12 protein-coding genes and 1 pseudogene are annotated in these 15834 nt (G+C 56.5%); 5 read left to right on the forward strand and 8 right to left on the reverse strand.

Annotated features, from left to right (window positions below; all coding sequences use genetic code 11):
- Window position 1 precedes the first annotated feature (1 nt).
- Window positions 2-934: a peptidylprolyl isomerase gene (locus AC07NR_RS05785; protein WP_495078466.1), complete on the forward strand. Its 933-nt coding sequence runs from the start codon at window positions 2-4 to the stop codon at window positions 932-934.
- 71 nt (window positions 935-1005) lie between these two features.
- A complete protein-coding gene (locus AC07NR_RS05790) occupies window positions 1006-1983 on the forward strand; it encodes a LysR family transcriptional regulator (protein WP_248739533.1) in 978 nt (325 codons plus the stop codon).
- Window positions 1984-2076: 93 nt separating this feature from the next.
- Here the strand turns inward: AC07NR_RS05790 and AC07NR_RS05795 are convergent, their stop codons facing one another.
- Together AC07NR_RS05795 and AC07NR_RS05800 are read right to left on the reverse strand one after the other, a co-directional pair.
- Window positions 2077-4473 (reverse strand): YncE family protein, encoded by a 2397-nt coding sequence (locus tag AC07NR_RS05795; RefSeq protein WP_495078037.1) that lies wholly within the window; start codon window positions 4471-4473, stop codon window positions 2077-2079.
- Between the two features lie 185 nt (window positions 4474-4658).
- On the reverse strand, window positions 4659-5030 hold the full coding sequence (locus AC07NR_RS05800; RefSeq protein ID WP_495078038.1) for a DUF6124 family protein: 372 nt from the start codon (window positions 5028-5030) through the stop codon (window positions 4659-4661).
- A gap of 416 nt (window positions 5031-5446) precedes the next feature.
- Here AC07NR_RS05800 and AC07NR_RS05805 point away from each other — a divergent pair.
- Window positions 5447-5678 (forward strand): annotated as a pseudogene (locus AC07NR_RS05805) (LysR family transcriptional regulator); the annotation flags it as partial.
- A gap of 99 nt (window positions 5679-5777) precedes the next feature.
- Here the strand turns inward: AC07NR_RS05805 and AC07NR_RS05810 are convergent.
- From AC07NR_RS05810 to AC07NR_RS05825, 4 genes are all read right to left on the reverse strand, one after another.
- The gene (locus AC07NR_RS05810; protein ID WP_495078039.1) at window positions 5778-8345 is read right to left on the reverse strand and encodes an Ig-like domain-containing protein; all 2568 of its coding nucleotides are present in this window, start codon (window positions 8343-8345) and stop codon (window positions 5778-5780) included.
- A 170-nt stretch (window positions 8346-8515) separates the two neighbouring features.
- The gene (locus AC07NR_RS05815; protein ID WP_495078040.1) at window positions 8516-8887 is read right to left on the reverse strand and encodes a DUF6124 family protein; all 372 of its coding nucleotides are present in this window, start codon (window positions 8885-8887) and stop codon (window positions 8516-8518) included.
- A 548-nt stretch (window positions 8888-9435) separates the two neighbouring features.
- Window positions 9436-11754: a YncE family protein gene (locus tag AC07NR_RS05820; RefSeq protein WP_495078041.1), complete on the reverse strand. Its 2319-nt coding sequence runs from the start codon at window positions 11752-11754 to the stop codon at window positions 9436-9438.
- A 173-nt stretch (window positions 11755-11927) separates the two neighbouring features.
- On the reverse strand, window positions 11928-12299 hold the full coding sequence (locus AC07NR_RS05825) for a DUF6124 family protein (RefSeq protein WP_305833089.1): 372 nt from the start codon (window positions 12297-12299) through the stop codon (window positions 11928-11930).
- Between the two features lie 389 nt (window positions 12300-12688).
- Here AC07NR_RS05825 and AC07NR_RS05830 point away from each other — a divergent pair, with 389 nt between their 5' ends.
- Both AC07NR_RS05830 and AC07NR_RS05835 read left to right on the forward strand, forming a co-directional pair.
- The gene (locus AC07NR_RS05830) at window positions 12689-13198 is read left to right on the forward strand and encodes a GNAT family N-acetyltransferase (RefSeq protein WP_495078042.1); all 510 of its coding nucleotides are present in this window, start codon (window positions 12689-12691) and stop codon (window positions 13196-13198) included.
- 115 nt (window positions 13199-13313) lie between these two features.
- Window positions 13314-13805, forward strand: coding sequence for a hypothetical protein (locus AC07NR_RS05835; RefSeq protein WP_423205599.1), 492 nt, complete (start codon window positions 13314-13316; stop codon window positions 13803-13805).
- Between the two features lie 47 nt (window positions 13806-13852).
- Here AC07NR_RS05835 and AC07NR_RS05840 read toward each other — a convergent pair whose 3' ends face one another.
- Together AC07NR_RS05840 and ccoN are read right to left on the reverse strand one after the other, a co-directional pair.
- The gene (locus AC07NR_RS05840; protein ID WP_096821818.1) at window positions 13853-14074 is read right to left on the reverse strand and encodes a CcoQ/FixQ family Cbb3-type cytochrome c oxidase assembly chaperone; all 222 of its coding nucleotides are present in this window, start codon (window positions 14072-14074) and stop codon (window positions 13853-13855) included.
- 15 nt (window positions 14075-14089) lie between these two features.
- Window positions 14090-15517 carry a cytochrome-c oxidase, cbb3-type subunit I gene (gene ccoN / locus AC07NR_RS05845; RefSeq protein ID WP_305833086.1) on the reverse strand — a complete coding sequence of 476 codons (1428 nt, stop codon included), beginning with the start codon at window positions 15515-15517 and terminating at the stop codon, window positions 14090-14092.
- Window positions 15518-15834: the final 317 nt, after the last annotated feature.

Below are 15834 nucleotides of genomic sequence, written 5' to 3' on the forward strand. Positions count from 1 at the left end.
CATGGTGATCAGCGCCGCTGCGGTGGCGCTGTTGGTGGTGGCCGTGGCGCTGGTGGTGCGGCCGGGCAATGACCCGGTCGCCGCCCAGCAACCGGCGCCGGTCGTGGGCGCCAGTGCCGGGCCGGCGGTGGCGCGGTTGGGCAATCAGCAGGTTACGCCGGAGGAATTGCAGGCGTTGCTGGCGGCTGTTCCACCGCAGACCCGCGAGCAATTGCGCGGCAATCGTGAGGCTCTGGAGCGCTGGATACGTTCACGCCTGGCCGAAAAAGCCGTGCTGGAACAGGCCGACGCCCAGGGCTGGGCGCAGCGTCCGGACGTGGTGCGGCAGACCCGCGCCGCCACCGAGCAGATCGTGTTCCGCGACTATTTGCAGTCGGTGAGCCAGGTTCCAGCGGATTACCCGAGCGCTGCCGAGTTGCAGCAGGCGTATGACGCGGGCAAGGCCAATTGGCAGACGCCGGCGTTGTATCGGGTGAGCCAGATTTTCCTCGGGGTGAACGAGCCGCAGAATCTTGATGCGGTGCGCAAACAGGCTGCGGATTTGAGCAAGAAGGCGCAGGCAACCCCGGCGGAGTTTGCAGCACTGGCCAAAGAGTTTTCTCAGGATCGGCTCACTGCTGAGCGCGGTGGTGATACGGGCCTGCAACCGTTACAGCAACTGGTGCCGGAAGTCCGTGGCGCCGTGGCGCGACTCAAGGTCGGCGCGGTTTCCGATCCCGTTCAAAGCAGCGCCGGTTTCCACGTGATCAAACTCACCGAGCAACAACCGGCCCGTACCGCGACCCTCGACGAATTGCGTGACCAACTGACCCAGGCTTTGCGTGCCCAGCGTCAGGAACAGATCGCCCAGGCCTATCTGGACGGCATGCTCAACACCGCGACGCTGAGCATCGACGGGGCCGAGCTCAACAAGGTGCTGGAGGAAAAACTGTAATTCAGACTCACCGCAGCTCCCACAGGAGATGTGTGCAAAGGCAAACAACAAAGATCGACAGGGAGTCATCGATGTCATTCACCGAACCCGCAGGACGACAGGGCAGCCCCGATTTTCGCTGGCCGCAGGAAAAGGCCGAACCCTGGCTGGCGCAGGTTGCGAAGATCGAGGGCGAAATCGCGCAATATTTTCTGGTCAGCGCCCGTTGCGGTTGCTTCATGCAGGCCGCCCGCAGCCTAAACGTGCGCTCGACCCTGCTGCGCAAACAGCTGGCGCAACTCGAACAGCAACTGCAATGCGCGCTGTTCAGCTTTCAGGGCAGTGCTTTGACGCTGACCCGCGAAGGTCAGCAATTGCAGGCGCAACTGGTGGCCCTGGCCCACGAACGCAAACTCCCGGTGATCGAGCAACCCCTGATCAGGCTGGCCGTCGCCGAATCGATCCTGCATGACATCCTCGGTCGCGACCTCATCGCACTGCTGCGCCGCAACGCCAGCGTGCGCCTCGAGATCATCGCCCTCGACAGCGAACTGGCCCTGCGCGCCGTCAGTGCCGACATCGTGCTGTGGCTCGCCCACGGCGAAACCCCGCATCCCGGCCCGACCTTCGCCACCAGCGAACCGCAGCGCCTCGCACAACTGGAATACCAGCCGCACATTGCCAAACGCTATTCGCGCGTGACCGCACGGCCAGAGAGCCCGGATGATCTTGCCGATTTCATGCTGGTGCAATGGCAGCATGATCGGCAGATCGACAGCTTCCGGCCCTGGAACAATCTCGTCGAACAGCGCTTGGCCGGTGTGGTGCAGATGCAGTCTTATGAACTGATGCTGGAGATGATCCGGTGCAGCGCGTGCATCGGGTTGTTGCCTATGTATATGAGCCGGTTTGATCGCGGGCTGGTGGCGTTGCCGGGGTTGTTTGATGAGGCGATGCGGTTGCAGGCGTGGTTGGCGGTGAACAGGGAGTCGCAGAGTGTCGGGGAGGTGCAGGTGTTGGTGGAGTTGATCAGGCGCACTTTCAGCGAGCGGGGGGAGTGGTTTGAATGACTGTATAGAGGAGAACGGATTTATTTTTTATAAATAAATCCGTCCCCTTTGGTGGTCCCCTTTGTTGCTTTGTTCAAGATCGAGTTAACGGTTTCAGGGAAACATCGGATCAGCAGGAATCGGTAGCGTTGATTGTGAATAAGTGTTCGTCATACTGGAAACATCAGCGCTGCTTACGCCCTGACTGGCTGTTTCTGGCGTCAATGGAATAGCCCATAAGAAGTCGTTTCCAGTACAGGCAACCAGAGCTCGCGAATCATCCGGGCTGATCGCGATTCCATAAGGGCGATCTCGGAGCGGGATTGTTGAAATAACTTGCCCTAGCGCAGTGTCAATTGTTGTAAATGCATAGATGAAGGGGCTACCGCTTTGAAAGAAGCTTGAGCTGCAATAAGCCCGGGTTCCGGCGTGATTCAAAACAATGCATCGAGAATAATTCGGGACCGGTATCGCCTTGACCTGCGCCCAAGTCTGAGTATTCAAGTGCAAGATCAGACTTTGGAGAAACTGATTGCCATTATGTGTATGAACGGACACATAAACACTATTGCCGTCCGGGCTCACTGCCACCTCGTAGGCGAATTGGGAAAGGGGCACCGTTCGGATAACGCCAAAAGTCTGTGCGTCAATCACAGAAATCGAAGAAGGCGATCCATTGCCGTAATTGGCAACGTAAACCCGCCTGCCGTCCGGGGATATATCAATGCCTCTGGGATAGGGCCCAACAGGAATTGTTCCGACGACCCTGAAATTCACAAGATTGATCACCACGACCGAGTTCCCCTGCCAGGTGCTGACAAAGGCGTGGGTACCATCCTTGCTTAAAACTATCCCGATGGGCCACCCTGCCACAGGGATATCAGCAATCAGCGAGTTGGTGCTCATGTCGATCGCTAACACTCTGCCAAAATCGACGACAAAGGCACGTGAGGCATCTTGATTCAGGGCAATTTCGCAAGAGTTTGTCGCTGGGACGGGTATTCGACTAATCACAGTTGAACGAGCTGTATCAATAACCTGTATGGAGTTTGCACCTGAGGTGTAAGCGAATTTGCCATCCTGGCTATAAGTAACGCCAAAGGCAAAAGAAGATAAAGGAATCGGTCCAAACGGTGCCTCCTCCAAAATAGTCAAGCTCGCACTGGCCGTGCTACCGCCACTGACAGCCGTAATTGAAAATGTTTCCGTTACTTGGCTCGCCGTCACTCCGGCGAGTCTCACCCTACCCTCTGTCCCTGTCACGAAATTGCCGATGCTTGTTCCATCTGCAAACGTCGTACCTTGCGGCAAGGTGACACTGACAGTTTTTCCCGCACTCGGTTGCCCCGCCTGGGTGACAAGCAACTCAATACCCGTCACCTGCCTTCCAGCCGTTGCGGTGTAAGGCCCATTGAGAAACGCTAATACAACGGCCGCTAACGCCTTGACGGTATACACCTGATCCGCAAACTTCGTCGCCGTCGCAAAGTTATTGCTCTTGTCCTCCGACACCCAGAATTCCATCCGCAAACTGGAGGCATCTGCCAGCAAGGCCAGAAAGCTGGCCGGCAGCGGTTTGGGCCAGAAGCCCTGGCTGACCCAGGTCGCATTGACCTGACTGCCGCCGCCATTCCAGATCTGCAAGGTGACGGTCGAGCCGTCGGGTTTATGTCCGGCCAGTTTGAGCCACACCTGCTGCCCCGACGCGATTCTCGTCCACGTCAGGCCGTGAATCGTGGCGTCTTTGCCGTTCAGTGCTGCAACGTCGAGAATCTTGCCCGGTTCCCCCTCCACGATGATCGGCGGGTTATACACTTTCTGGTTGGCTGTAATGGTGATTGAAGTCGTCGGCGACGCATTGCTGTTGGTCAATTGATCGATCACCCGGGCACTTACCGAATGAGTGCCATCGCCGATCTGTTGGAGTTCGGCTGCGGTCAGGGTGTGAGTGATCGGTTTGGTGGGGTCGGGGTTGGTGAACGTGATGCTCCAGGTGCCAATGGTCAAGGTGACCGTGTCGTAAGGCCGTGCGTAACCGACGGTGAGGGTGATGACCGCTGGCTGTCCCGGGCCAATGCTGGCCGGATGGCTGACGGTGATATTGGGGGCCGGGTTGTTGAACAGCACGTTGAGTATCGGTGTGGAGTCCTCGAAGTTACCGCTGGGTCGGGTCACCCGATAAAACATTGTGTTGATACCGTTCACCAGCAGTCCCGGCGGCAGATACATGAGAATGCGGTCGTTTTCTTCGCCCGGCTGGATGATTTTGATCGCCGAAGTGGGTTGACCATTGAGCCAAATCACCACGGTATCGAAAGCGGTCAGCGTGGTGGACAGCGTTGTCACCGGATCAATCACCATCGCCAGCCCGGTGGTCGCCGGGTAGATGACCAGAGGCGCACCGAGGTGGGCAAACCCCGTCGGTTGCACTGAAGTAAGCGCACCGGGAACGAACATGGGCAGGAGCGCAAGCGCGCTATCAGCCTGCGCTGAATTGACGTTGATATTCATCTTTTTCTCCTCGGGCGCCGCGCCTGGACCATTTCAGGGCAGGTCTCATCTCAGCGCGAAAGGAGCAAATCGTCACCTGTCAGATCTGACAGGTGAGCCTGATTTCAAGACGAATGGTCGTCGGTGAACGGTTTTCCTGCCGACACAAAAACGGCCCCGCAAAGGGGCCGTTTCAGTTTCAGCACTCAGGTCCGAGGTTCAGTCGCCACATCCAGATTATCCAGCACCCGGTTCACCGCCAGTTCTGCCAGCATGATCAGTTGCCCGATGCCCAGCAGCACATGCCGCTGCGGCGCCTCGATCATTCCGGCGAAATCGCTGGCCATGGTTTTGGCGGAGGTCAGGGTTTCGCAAGCGTCGGCCAGCAGTTCTTCATTCGGGATGCCGGGGGCGATGAGGTAGCGGGTGTTGGGTTTGAGCAGCGGCTTTCTGGGGTGGAACGGGTTGAGGTAGTGGTCGAGGGCGCGTTCGGCGGCTTCGTGGAATTTCTTGGAGTCGAGGGTTTCGTAGGGCGAGGTCGGATCGGTTTCGGGTGGGTTTGGCGTTGGTTTGATCATGATTGAATCTCCAGAGTCATGGAGCCGCCACGATTCGCTGCGATACGAAGGGGTGGCAGCTATACGCGGGTCGCAGACCGGGACTCTAGAACCGGCAGACCCGAGGGTCTCCCACGTACAGCCGCCATAAAACTGGAGAATGTTGTGCGTCTAGAGATCGCGGGCTGCGAGACCCGATCACTGATTCATCAGCGACCCGAAAACGATAGAGCCGGCCCTCAAGGCACACAAGCCGGCGAATTCTGGCGGATGCGTAGACAATGGCGCAAGGCGTTGTGGCTTGCCGGACATTTCGGTCAACGGCTTTAAACAGTCATGGCGAATCCGTGAAGCAGATTAAAGTGATCGGCTACGCACTGCTCCACGGCCGGTAAATAAATGCGTCCCCTTTTTCCTCGTCCCCTTTTTCCTTTTTCTATGAGCTGATGCTGGAGATGATCCGGTGCAGCGCTTGCATTGGTTTGTTGCCGATGTACATGAGTCGGTTTGATCGCGGGTTGGTGGCGTTGCCGGGGTTGTTTGAGGAGGCGATGCGGTTGCAGGCGTGGTTGGCGGTGAACAGTGACTCGAAGAGTGTCGGGGGAGGTGCAGGTGTTGGTCGAGTTGATTCAGCGCACGTTCAATGAGCGACAGGAGTGGTTTGAATAACCGCCTCAAAAGGACGGACTTAATTTAATAAATCCGTCCCCTTTTTCAGTCCTTTTTCAGTCCCCTTTTCAGTCTTTTGTTGTAATTAAGTGCGTCAGGTTAGTTGGTCTTTAGTTTTATAATTTTTATAGAGGTTATGTCGCCCAAGGTATTGTTTTTTAAACTGTTGGTAAGGCCTACCCAAACGTGTGCAAGGCTGTCTGCGTTTAAAGTTAGTTCTCTGGTGACTTCACTCCAGAACATGCCGAGCGGCGCCGATGTAAAATTGCCTCCAGTAGCAAATATGTAGATTAAATTTGCATCGTGATAAATCTTTCTCGCTGTTATTATTAGTTTGTATTTTCCTTTGGTTAATCTTAATTGCTTATCGATAAATGAATAGGTTCCGATAGTGGAATTGAACCGTAAGAATCGATCTTGGTCTTCCTCCATTAATGTCTGAACTCCGTCACCAGCCAACCAATCATTTGTACCGTTAGTGAAGTCCGTATCTTCGATGACTTCTCCTTCATTCGCACGAATGCTCAAGCCCGCACTGGCCGCTACACCACCACTGACAGCAGTAATGGAATAATTCCCTTCCACACTCCCCGCCGTCACCCCATTAACCGTTATCTTCCCATCAACGCCGGTCACGAAGTCCTTGGTTCCCGCCCCTCCGGCAAACGTCGTCCCCGGCGGCAAGGTGATGGTGACGGTCTGTCCTGCACTGGGCAGCCCTGCCTGAGTGACAAGCAGTTCAATCCCCGCCACTTGTTCACCCGCCGTCGCGGTGTAAGGCGCGTTGAGAAACGCCACCACGAGAGCTGGCTGTGCCTGAACGGTATAACTGCGAATCGGAAACTTCACCGCCAATCCTGCATTGGCCACCCCGTCATAGTTCAAACTGAACAGGATGGTCAACACACTGCCATCCTTGAGCCCCTGCAACCAGGTCAACGGTACAGGCCGGACCAGTTCCGGTCCGGCGCCCAGGGCGTCACCATTCAGGTCGTCGTGGAAGACCGGATTACCCTTGCTGTCCACCCCCTCATAGCGCAACCATCCGTTCTGTCCCGACACTTGATGTGCCCACGCCGCCAACTGAAGTACGGAGGTCGGAAGCAGTGTTGTAGCGTCCAGGTCAGATGTGTCGTTCCTATCAATCGTCGGCACAGGCAGTCTCGGATCGTGATCCGCAATTCTCTTTACTGAGGCGTCGAGTACTTGCGAGTCGTACAGCTTGCCACTACGTTGCAGTACATAACGTAAATTGAACTGTTTACCCATGTTCGCCGCGAGAAATGCGCTGTCCAAAGGAAAGTTTGCCCGGCTTGCGGAATTCAATGGTTTGAAATCGAATGTCGGTGAGCCAGCCCAAGAGCCAATCAGTTTTACGACATCGCCTGAACGGAAACCGAGCACTTCCACCTGGCCGTTTGCACCTTTCAGGTTAGTGGGATCCAACGGGTCCAGAACACCACCCACCGATTTCTGAAACCGTGGTGGCAGCAGATCCGGTAACCCTTCACCCACCACTCGGGCCATGGCCGCTACCGATTGGCCGATAGATGTGCCATTGCGCAGCACCGCATACATGCTCTTCACTGTGCTGCCGGCGATCACCTTGTCATTGTCTACCCACAGGATCACGACCTTTTTCTGTCCGAACTCGTCTGCTTCCACGACTCCCTTCAACGGCACCACGACGTCGAGTTTACCTTCAGCGCTTGCCGTATAGGTTCCATCGATGACATCCCCCGCAAGCAGGCGCGGGTCGTTGGTCAGCACAATCACTTGCAGTCGATTGGTGCCCAGTAACTCCAGGTCGATGATCTCGGACACATCGCCAGGATCGTTCGGGCGCTCACGATAGATCACCCCCTGGAAGCGTTTGCCGTCCAGGTTCTCGTCGACGGTTTGCGAGGCTGACCACACGGCGTCGGGGTCGGGTGTATTGAGGAGTTGGTCAGTCGCGGTGAATGAAAAGTCCAGCTTGCCGCTCGGCCTGATGGCCTTGTCGAGGAATGCGCGATCCACGATAAAACACACGGTGGTCGGTGCCGCCGAGCCGGGGTCAGGTGGTTGCGGTGCGTCGTTGGCGCCCACTTTGAAAGTGACGATCTCCCCATTGCACTTGAGTGTGATCGTGTCGTAGGCCCGGCAATAGGGATAGGTGAAGCACACCTGTGCGCTGACAAACCCTGGCCCGACGCCGTTCTTGATCTCGTCAGGCAGCGTCATGCCGAGTTCGGAATGGCCCACGATATCGGGGCGGACGTCTTTCAAGCCAGGCCGGATCATGTTGAAGAGCGCTTCCAGCATCGGCGTGGAAGAGCCGACGTTCTGGCTGTTGCGAAAAATTTCGTAGTACAGCTCGTTGACCCGGTCGGAGTGCAGTCGCCCCACTGGAATACGCATTTCAATCGGGGCGTTCGGGTTGCCGACAGGCTTGCTGTCCAGTGGCGCCACCTCACCCTTGAGCTTCAGCACGATGGTATCAGTCGGATCGACCGTGCCTGCCTGTGGCGGATCGATTCGAACTCTCGCGCCCAGGCCGTCAGGCACTAGATTGTAAATGGCAAGCGGGACACCGATGTGCGCGCCGATAACTGGATCAGTGGCGCCCTGCACGAAAGGAGGAGTCAGCACCAGGATGGTGTTTTGCAGTGAGGTAGGCGTAGCCATGTCGATGCTCCGGCGAGGTAGGGATGCAGGAGCTATCAAACGCTGGATACGTGAAAGCGTCACCTGTCAGATCTGACAGGTGAGCGCTTTTTCAAGACGAATGGTCGTCGGAGAACGATTTTCCTACAGACGCGAAAACGGCCCATGCAGGGCCGTTTTGGTTTCATCACTCAGGGCCGAGGTTCAGTCGCCACATCCAGATTATCCAGCACCCGATTCACCGCCAGCTCCGCCAGCATGATGAGTTGCGCAATGCCCAGCAGCACATGCCGCTGCGGCGCATCGATCATCCCGGCGAAATCGCTGGCCATGGTTTTGGCGGAGGTCAGGGTTTCGCAAGCGTCGGCCAATAGTTCTTCGCTTGGGATGCCGGGGGCGATGAGGTAGCGGGTGTTGGGTTTGAGCAGCGGCTTTCTGGGGTGGAACGGGTTGAGGTAGTGGTCGAGGGCGCGTTCGGCGGCTTCGTGGAATTTCTTCGAATCGAGGGTTTCGTAAGGCGAGGTCGGGTCGGTTTCGGGCGGGTTTGGCGTTGGTTTGATCATGATTGAATCTCCAGAGTCATGGAGCCGCCACGATTCGCTGCGATACGAAGGGGTGGCAGCTATACGCGGGTCGCAGACCGGGACTCTAGAACCGGCAGACCCGAGGGTCTCCCACGTACAGCCGCCATAAAACTGGAGGATGTTGTGCGTCTAGAGATCGCGGGCTGCGAGACCCGATCGCTGATTCATCAGCGACCCGGAAACGATAGGGCCCGTCCTCAAGGCGCACAAGCCGGCGGATTCTGGCGGATGCGTAGGCAATGGCGCAAGGCGTTGTGGCTTGCCGGACATTTCGGTCAACGGCTTTAAACAGTCATGGCGAATCCGTGAAGCAGATTAAAGTGATCGGCCACGCACTGATCCACGACCGGTAAATAAATGCGTCCCCTTTTTTTTCCGTCCCCTTTTTTTCACCGCTATTTAACGGTGATGTTTACTGGTGTTGAAACGACAAAACCCGCCCTCCCGGATAAAGGGGAGGGCGGGTTCGCATGGTTGGGTCGGTAAATAAGTTCGTCTCCATCTTGCCTTCGAAATTAAGATGACGGCTATATCGAAAATACTACAGTTTGGTACGGTGATTCGCAACTTGCATATAATCGATCACCCTTGCGATTTATGGCAAGCAAACCTGGGTAGCTGCTCAGATTCCAAGCCGTCACCTCGTGAAAACTTTGTGAGTCAAGAACTGTGATCTTCCTGCCAAGTCTACTTGCGATATAAATTCGCGTCCCATCCCGACTCAGCTTGACTCCGTGGGTGTAATGCCCAGAATAAACAACCCTGACCACCAAATGGCTTTTCAGATCAATGACCGTTAAATTACCGGAAGTTGCATCGGTTACGTACGCGAATCGACCATCCGGACTAACATCGACACCATAAGGAAAGCCCCCAAATAGAATTTTTCTCGTAACTTTCCCAGTCTGCACATCAATTATGTCAGCCCCTTTTTCCAAAACGCAGGTTGTCACAGCCTGCCTTCCGTCGGGGCTAAAGCAAATACCTGTCGGCGCTCTACTAACAGGTATTGTTTTTATGACTTTTAGTGTGGCAATGTCAATCTCGGAAACGTTATTTTTATGTTGATCAGTTACATATACTGACGGTCCCGCAGGATTCAAGGCAATACCGATAAGAGAACTTCCAATCGGGATGGTGTTAATAATTTCTTGTGTGGCTGAACTTAAAACTGATACCGTGCCGGCAGCATGGCCCGCAACAAATATCAAGCTCCCGTCTCCAGTCACAACAAGCTGAGCGGCAACATCACTCAATGGGATTTTGCCGATTACACTATTACTTGCAGTGTCAATCACCGATACGCCATTAAGTGTCGCCACATATATTCGACTATCATCCGGACTGAGCGCCAAACCTTGGTACGTGCCACCCCCTTCCGGGATTGTAGCGAGAAGCCCCAGAGCCTTGATTGTCAAAACAGCTGTTTGCACCACCGTGCTACTTGTGGCTTTTAAGAGGTAATCTCCCGGGAGTCCCGACGCTCTCATATCCCTGAGAGTGATGATGCCGTTCAGATCCGTAGTAAAACTTCTCTCATCATTGCTACCATCGGCATATACCACTCCTTGCGGCGGAGTAAACAAAATAGGTGCACTCGTCAAGGGCTGCCCATTACGAGTCAACCTCACCTCGAAATCCTTAATTCGTCCTTTATCGGCGACACTGTAAGGAGCGTCTATAAACTCCAATACGTCGGTTGTCGCGGAACCAATCACTTGCGCTTTTGCCTCCTTGGAAACTCCAATAACCTTTCCTTCCCTGATCTGCGTGTATGTCACCCGCACCGTGCTGTCGGGAATGACCTTGGCGTAGGGAATATCCACTGACAATTGTCCCGGTACCTGACTGACTGGCACCTTCACTTGATGTGTAGCCGTCACGACCCCGTTTACCAAAGCCTCGAAAGTCAGATCGCACTCATCCCCTACCTGCCAAATCGTATTGATCAAGTGAATCAGCGCCCACAACGGCCCGCCATTCATCTTGCCCAGATCAACAATGGCCGGATCGTCACCGTTGTCTCCGAGGATTTCCTGAAGGATCGCCTCGTGCAGTTCTACCCAATCCAGATGCACATTAACCACACAGTCCTTGGACCAGAATTCCTGCGGGTTGAATACTCCGTTCGATGACGTGCCGGAAAAGTCGTCTATCTGACTGATGACGTTGTACTTGAATATGAACTGTGGGTTGTTGGGGGCATGGGCGAAATCGGCAGTGTTGAAGGTCAAGACCACTGGTTTGGTTTCGGGGTTGGGATCCTGCGCAGTCGGTACGAGCTGATGGGTGAGGGTTTTACCGCCATAGTTGATGGTCAACAGGTCATACAGTTGCTTGCCCGGATAATCCATTGTCACGATCACGCCCGCTGCTGCCTCGGCCGGGCCGATACTCTTCGGGGTGACATCAATGCTCAGCAACGAATTGCCAGGGTTCGGGTCCGTGTCATTGCCGGCAGGGTCAACTAGGGAATGCAACACGGACAGCTCTGACGAATCCTCATTGCCCGACTGGCGCTGGAGGCTGACCTTCAGAATGTTTATTCCGTCTGACAGCAACCCCAATGGCACGAGAAACTCAAGCGGTGAGGTCGTATCCACGGTGGTCTGGGCCGGAGTCGGCACAGGCAAGCCATTGAGGTAAATCCGTCCGGTCTCGTTGCGTACCTGACCCTGATAAGGCCCAAACAACACCAGCAGTCCCTTCGAGTCCGCGTAGTAATTGAGCCGGGAGAGCCCAACCTGGGCGACCGGGTGAATGATCGGGTAGGTCTGGCTTGGAATATAGGGCGGTGTCAGTGCCAGGGCGACGATGGGGCCGCCGCTGGATGCGGGTTTGTTCATGGCACGCAACTCCTTGGTGATTGATGTGCCATGAGAGCCCTATGCGATCCATTTCTGCTACTGTCAAATCTGACAGGTGAGGCTGGTTTTAAGACGGGCGGTCATCAATTGGTACATACACTTCCCGCAGATAGAAAAACGGCCCAGTAAAGGGGCCGTTTCAGTTTCAGCACTCAGGGCCGAGGTTCAGCCGCCACATCCAGATTATCCAGCACCCGATTCACCGCCAGTTCCGCCAGCATGATCAGTTGCCCGATGCCCAGCAGCACATGCCGCTGCGGCGCATCGATCATCCCGGCGAAATCGTTGGCCATGGTTTTGGCGGAGGTCAGGGTTTCGCAAGCGTCGGCCAATAGTTCTTCGCTTGGGATGCCGGGGGCGATGAGGTAGCGGATGTTGGGTGTGAGCAGCGGCTTTCTGGGGTGGAACGGATTGAGGTAGTGGTCGAGGGCGCGTTCGGCGGCTTCGTGGAATTTCTTGGAGTCGAGGGTTTCGTAGGGCGAGGTCGGGTCGGTTTCGGGCGGGTTTGGTGTTGGTTTGATCATTGTGAAGCTCCTTGAGAAATGGAGCCGTCATCCACCGCTGCTAAACGAATGGGGTGGCGGCTGTACGCGGGTTAGCAGACCAGGCTCAAGGATCCCGGCGCACCGAAGTGCCCCACGCAAGCCGCCATAAAACAGAAATGGCGAAGCCAACGTGCCTTGAAAATTAACCGAGCTGCTAAACCCGATCGCTGATTCGTCAGCGACCGACACACGATAGAACCCGGCCCCCAAGGCACACAAGCCGGCGGATTCTGGCGGATGCGTAGGCAATGGCGCAAGGCGTTGTGGCTTGCCGGAAGTTTCGGTCAACGGCTTTAAACAGTCATGGCGAATCCGTGAAGAAGCGGTTTACAGTGGCCGGCCACGCACTGATCCAGGAGGGATCTTTCATGCCTGAGCACAACCCCGCCATTCACCTCGAACGCTTCAGTGAATCCCACGTCGAAGGCGTCACCGCGCTTTACAACGACCCGGCCGTGACCCGGCAGGTGTTGCAGATGCCGTTTCAGTCTGCCGAGATCTGGCGTCAACGACTGATGCCGGAAAACGAGCGGATGGTGAAACTGGTGGCGCTGCATCAGGGTGTGGTGATCGGGCATCTCGGGCTGGAGGCTTTTTCTCGCATTCGTCGCAGCCACGCCGGCAGTGTCGGCATGGCCGTTGCGGTGGCGTGGCAGGGCAAGGGTGTCGGTTCGAAGCTGTTGTCGGCTGCGCTGGACATCGCCGACAACTGGATGAACCTGCACCGGGTGGAGCTTTCGGTGTACGCCGACAACGAGGCGGCCATCGGGCTCTACCGCAAGTTCGGCTTCGAAACCGAGGGCCTGTTTCGCGATTACGCCGTGCGTGACGGGCAATGGGTCGACACCTTGAGCATGGCGCGTCTGCGCAAGCGCTGACCTTTTGTCAGTCCATGGCCGAAGTGGCGACCGTGCAGGCAAATGACTTGCACGGTCGTCTTCGGCATCTGCCATGCTCGAAGTCCGCAGCACCGCTCCTTGAAGGAACACCGCAATGGACGACGTACAGCAACTGGGCGAAATGCTTCGCCACTATGCCGACAGCGAAGCGCACAAGAAGCAATTGTTCGAGACGCAGTCAGCGACCTGGGCCACACGGATCACTGAGTTGTTCGGGCAGATCCAGCAATGGCTGGAGCCGGTGCAGGCGCCGGGTTTGCTGGAGGTGGGTCGGGAGGCTTATGTGGCGTTCGGGCCGAGCATTCCGGTTGAGACGTCAACCTTCAAGACTGAAAAACTGAGCATCGTGATTGCCGGCAAACCGGTGGAGTTTGTGCCGGATGTGATGGGCAGTGGCGGGCAGATTTCGCTGGCGGTGATGGGGCTGACGGCGGCGCGTTATGGGAGTGTTTCGCTGGTGGGGCTGCCCAATGGTGATTGGCAGTGGCGCAAGACCAATGGTTTGAAGGATCCGGATACGTTTGTGTTTGATGCGAATTTTCTGGCTCTGCAACTGCAAAGCCTGATTCCGCGCGATCGCACCTAGGGCCAAATCGATCCCACACCCAGTGTGGGATCGATCATCGGGTGCAGTTACATTTCGAGATTGACCCACCCCGGCTTCGCCACCTCCGGCGCCACCGCTTTCACAGTCTTGCCCGTAGCCAGCTCAACCCGCCGCGCCACCTCCGGATCATCCGCAAACGGCGTCAGACTCGCATCATCCAGGCTTTCAGCCGTTTCGTGGCGCAAGCAATACTCCACCGATAGCCACAAAAACAGCACGCCCAACACATTCAAAAAAATATCGAACATGACCGGCTCCCTGCCTCAGGCGATCTGCGCTTCACGGTGGGCAATTGCAACATCCGCCACCCGCACCGTGCGCCATACGTTGTAGGCCATCAGCAACATGCCCGTGAGGAAGAACACCCCGCCGGCAAAGCGCACGACGAACCCCGGATGGCTGGCCTGCAGCGCTTCGACGAACGAGTAGGTCAGCGTGCCGTCCTCGTTGATCGCCCGCCACATCAGGCCCTGGGTGATGCCGTTGACCCACATCGAAGCGATGTACAAAACGGTGCCAATGGTCGCCAGCCAGAAGTGCAGGTTGATCAGCGGCGTGCTGTGCATCCGTTCACGGCCGAAGACCTTCGGCACCATGTGGTAGGTCGCGCCGAAGGTGATCATCGCCACCCAGCCGAGGGCGCCGGCGTGTACGTGGCCGATGGTCCAGTCGGTGTAGTGGGAGAGGGCGTTGACGGTCTTGATCGCCATCATCGGGCCTTCGAAGGTCGACATGCCGTAGAACGCCAGCGACAGAACTAGGAAGCGCAGGATCGGGTCAGTGCGCAACTGATGCCAGGCGCCGGACAGGGTCATCATCCCGTTGATCATCCCGCCCCAGCTTGGCGCCAGCAGGATCAGCGACATCGCCATGCCCAATGACTGCGCCCAGTCCGGTAGCGCGGTGTAGTGCAAGTGGTGCGGGCCGGCCCAGATGTACAGAGTGATCAGCGCCCAGAAGTGCACGATCGACAACCGGTACGAATACACCGGCCGATTGACCTGTTTCGGCACGAAGTAATACATCATCCCGAGGAACCCGGTGGTCAGGAAGAAACCCACTGCGTTGTGCCCGTACCACCACTGCACCATGGCGTCGGTGGCGCCGGAATACACCGGATAGGACTTGAACCAGTCCACCGGGATCGACAAGTGATTGACCACGTGCAGCATGGCGATCACCAGGATGAACGCGCCGAAGAACCAGTTGCCGACGTAGATATGTTTGGTCTTGCGTTGCACCACCGTGGTGAAGAACACGATGGCGTACGCGACCCAGACCACCGCCATCCACACCGCGCCGGAGAATTCGATCTCGGCATATTCCTTGGTGGTGGTGTAGCCCATCGGCAGGGTGACCAGCATGATCGCGATCACCGATTGCCAGCCCCAGAAGGTGAAGGCAGCGAGTTTGTCCGAGTACAGCCGCACCTGGCAGGTCCGCTGCACCGCGTAGTAGCTGGCGGCGAATTGCGCGCTACCGGCGAAACCGAAAATCACAAGGCTCGTGTGCAACGGTCGCAAGCGGCCGAAGGTGGTCCACGGCAAGTCCAGATTCATGTCCGGCCATACCAGTTGCGAGGCGATCCATACCCCCATCGCCATGCCCACGACACCCCAGAAAACAGTCGCGATGACGAATTGGCGGACGACCTTGTAGTTATAAGCCTGTCCGATTGTTGCTGTGCTCATGGTCAATTCTTCCACGGTCAAAGTCTTGCCAGGCCACCCGGTCTGGCACGAGCTGCACTGTAGAAACACCGCCAGAAACAAATACAGGCTCAGGAATTATTCATTTATGCGGATCAGATCGAAGCGCTGCCTGCGGCCATCTGCCGCGCCCTGATACGGTTTTTATGCGTTCAGGTGAATCTGTAACGGGCTGCGCTGCAACGTCATAGTGCCTTCAGGAATCTGTGGGAACGAGGCATCTAGAGATTGCGCCAGATCGCGCAATCTCTAGATGCCTCGTTCCCACAGGAGTTGTGCTGAGTGCTGATGAGGTAGCC

The organism is Pseudomonas sp. GW821-FHT09C09, assembly GCF_059418105.1.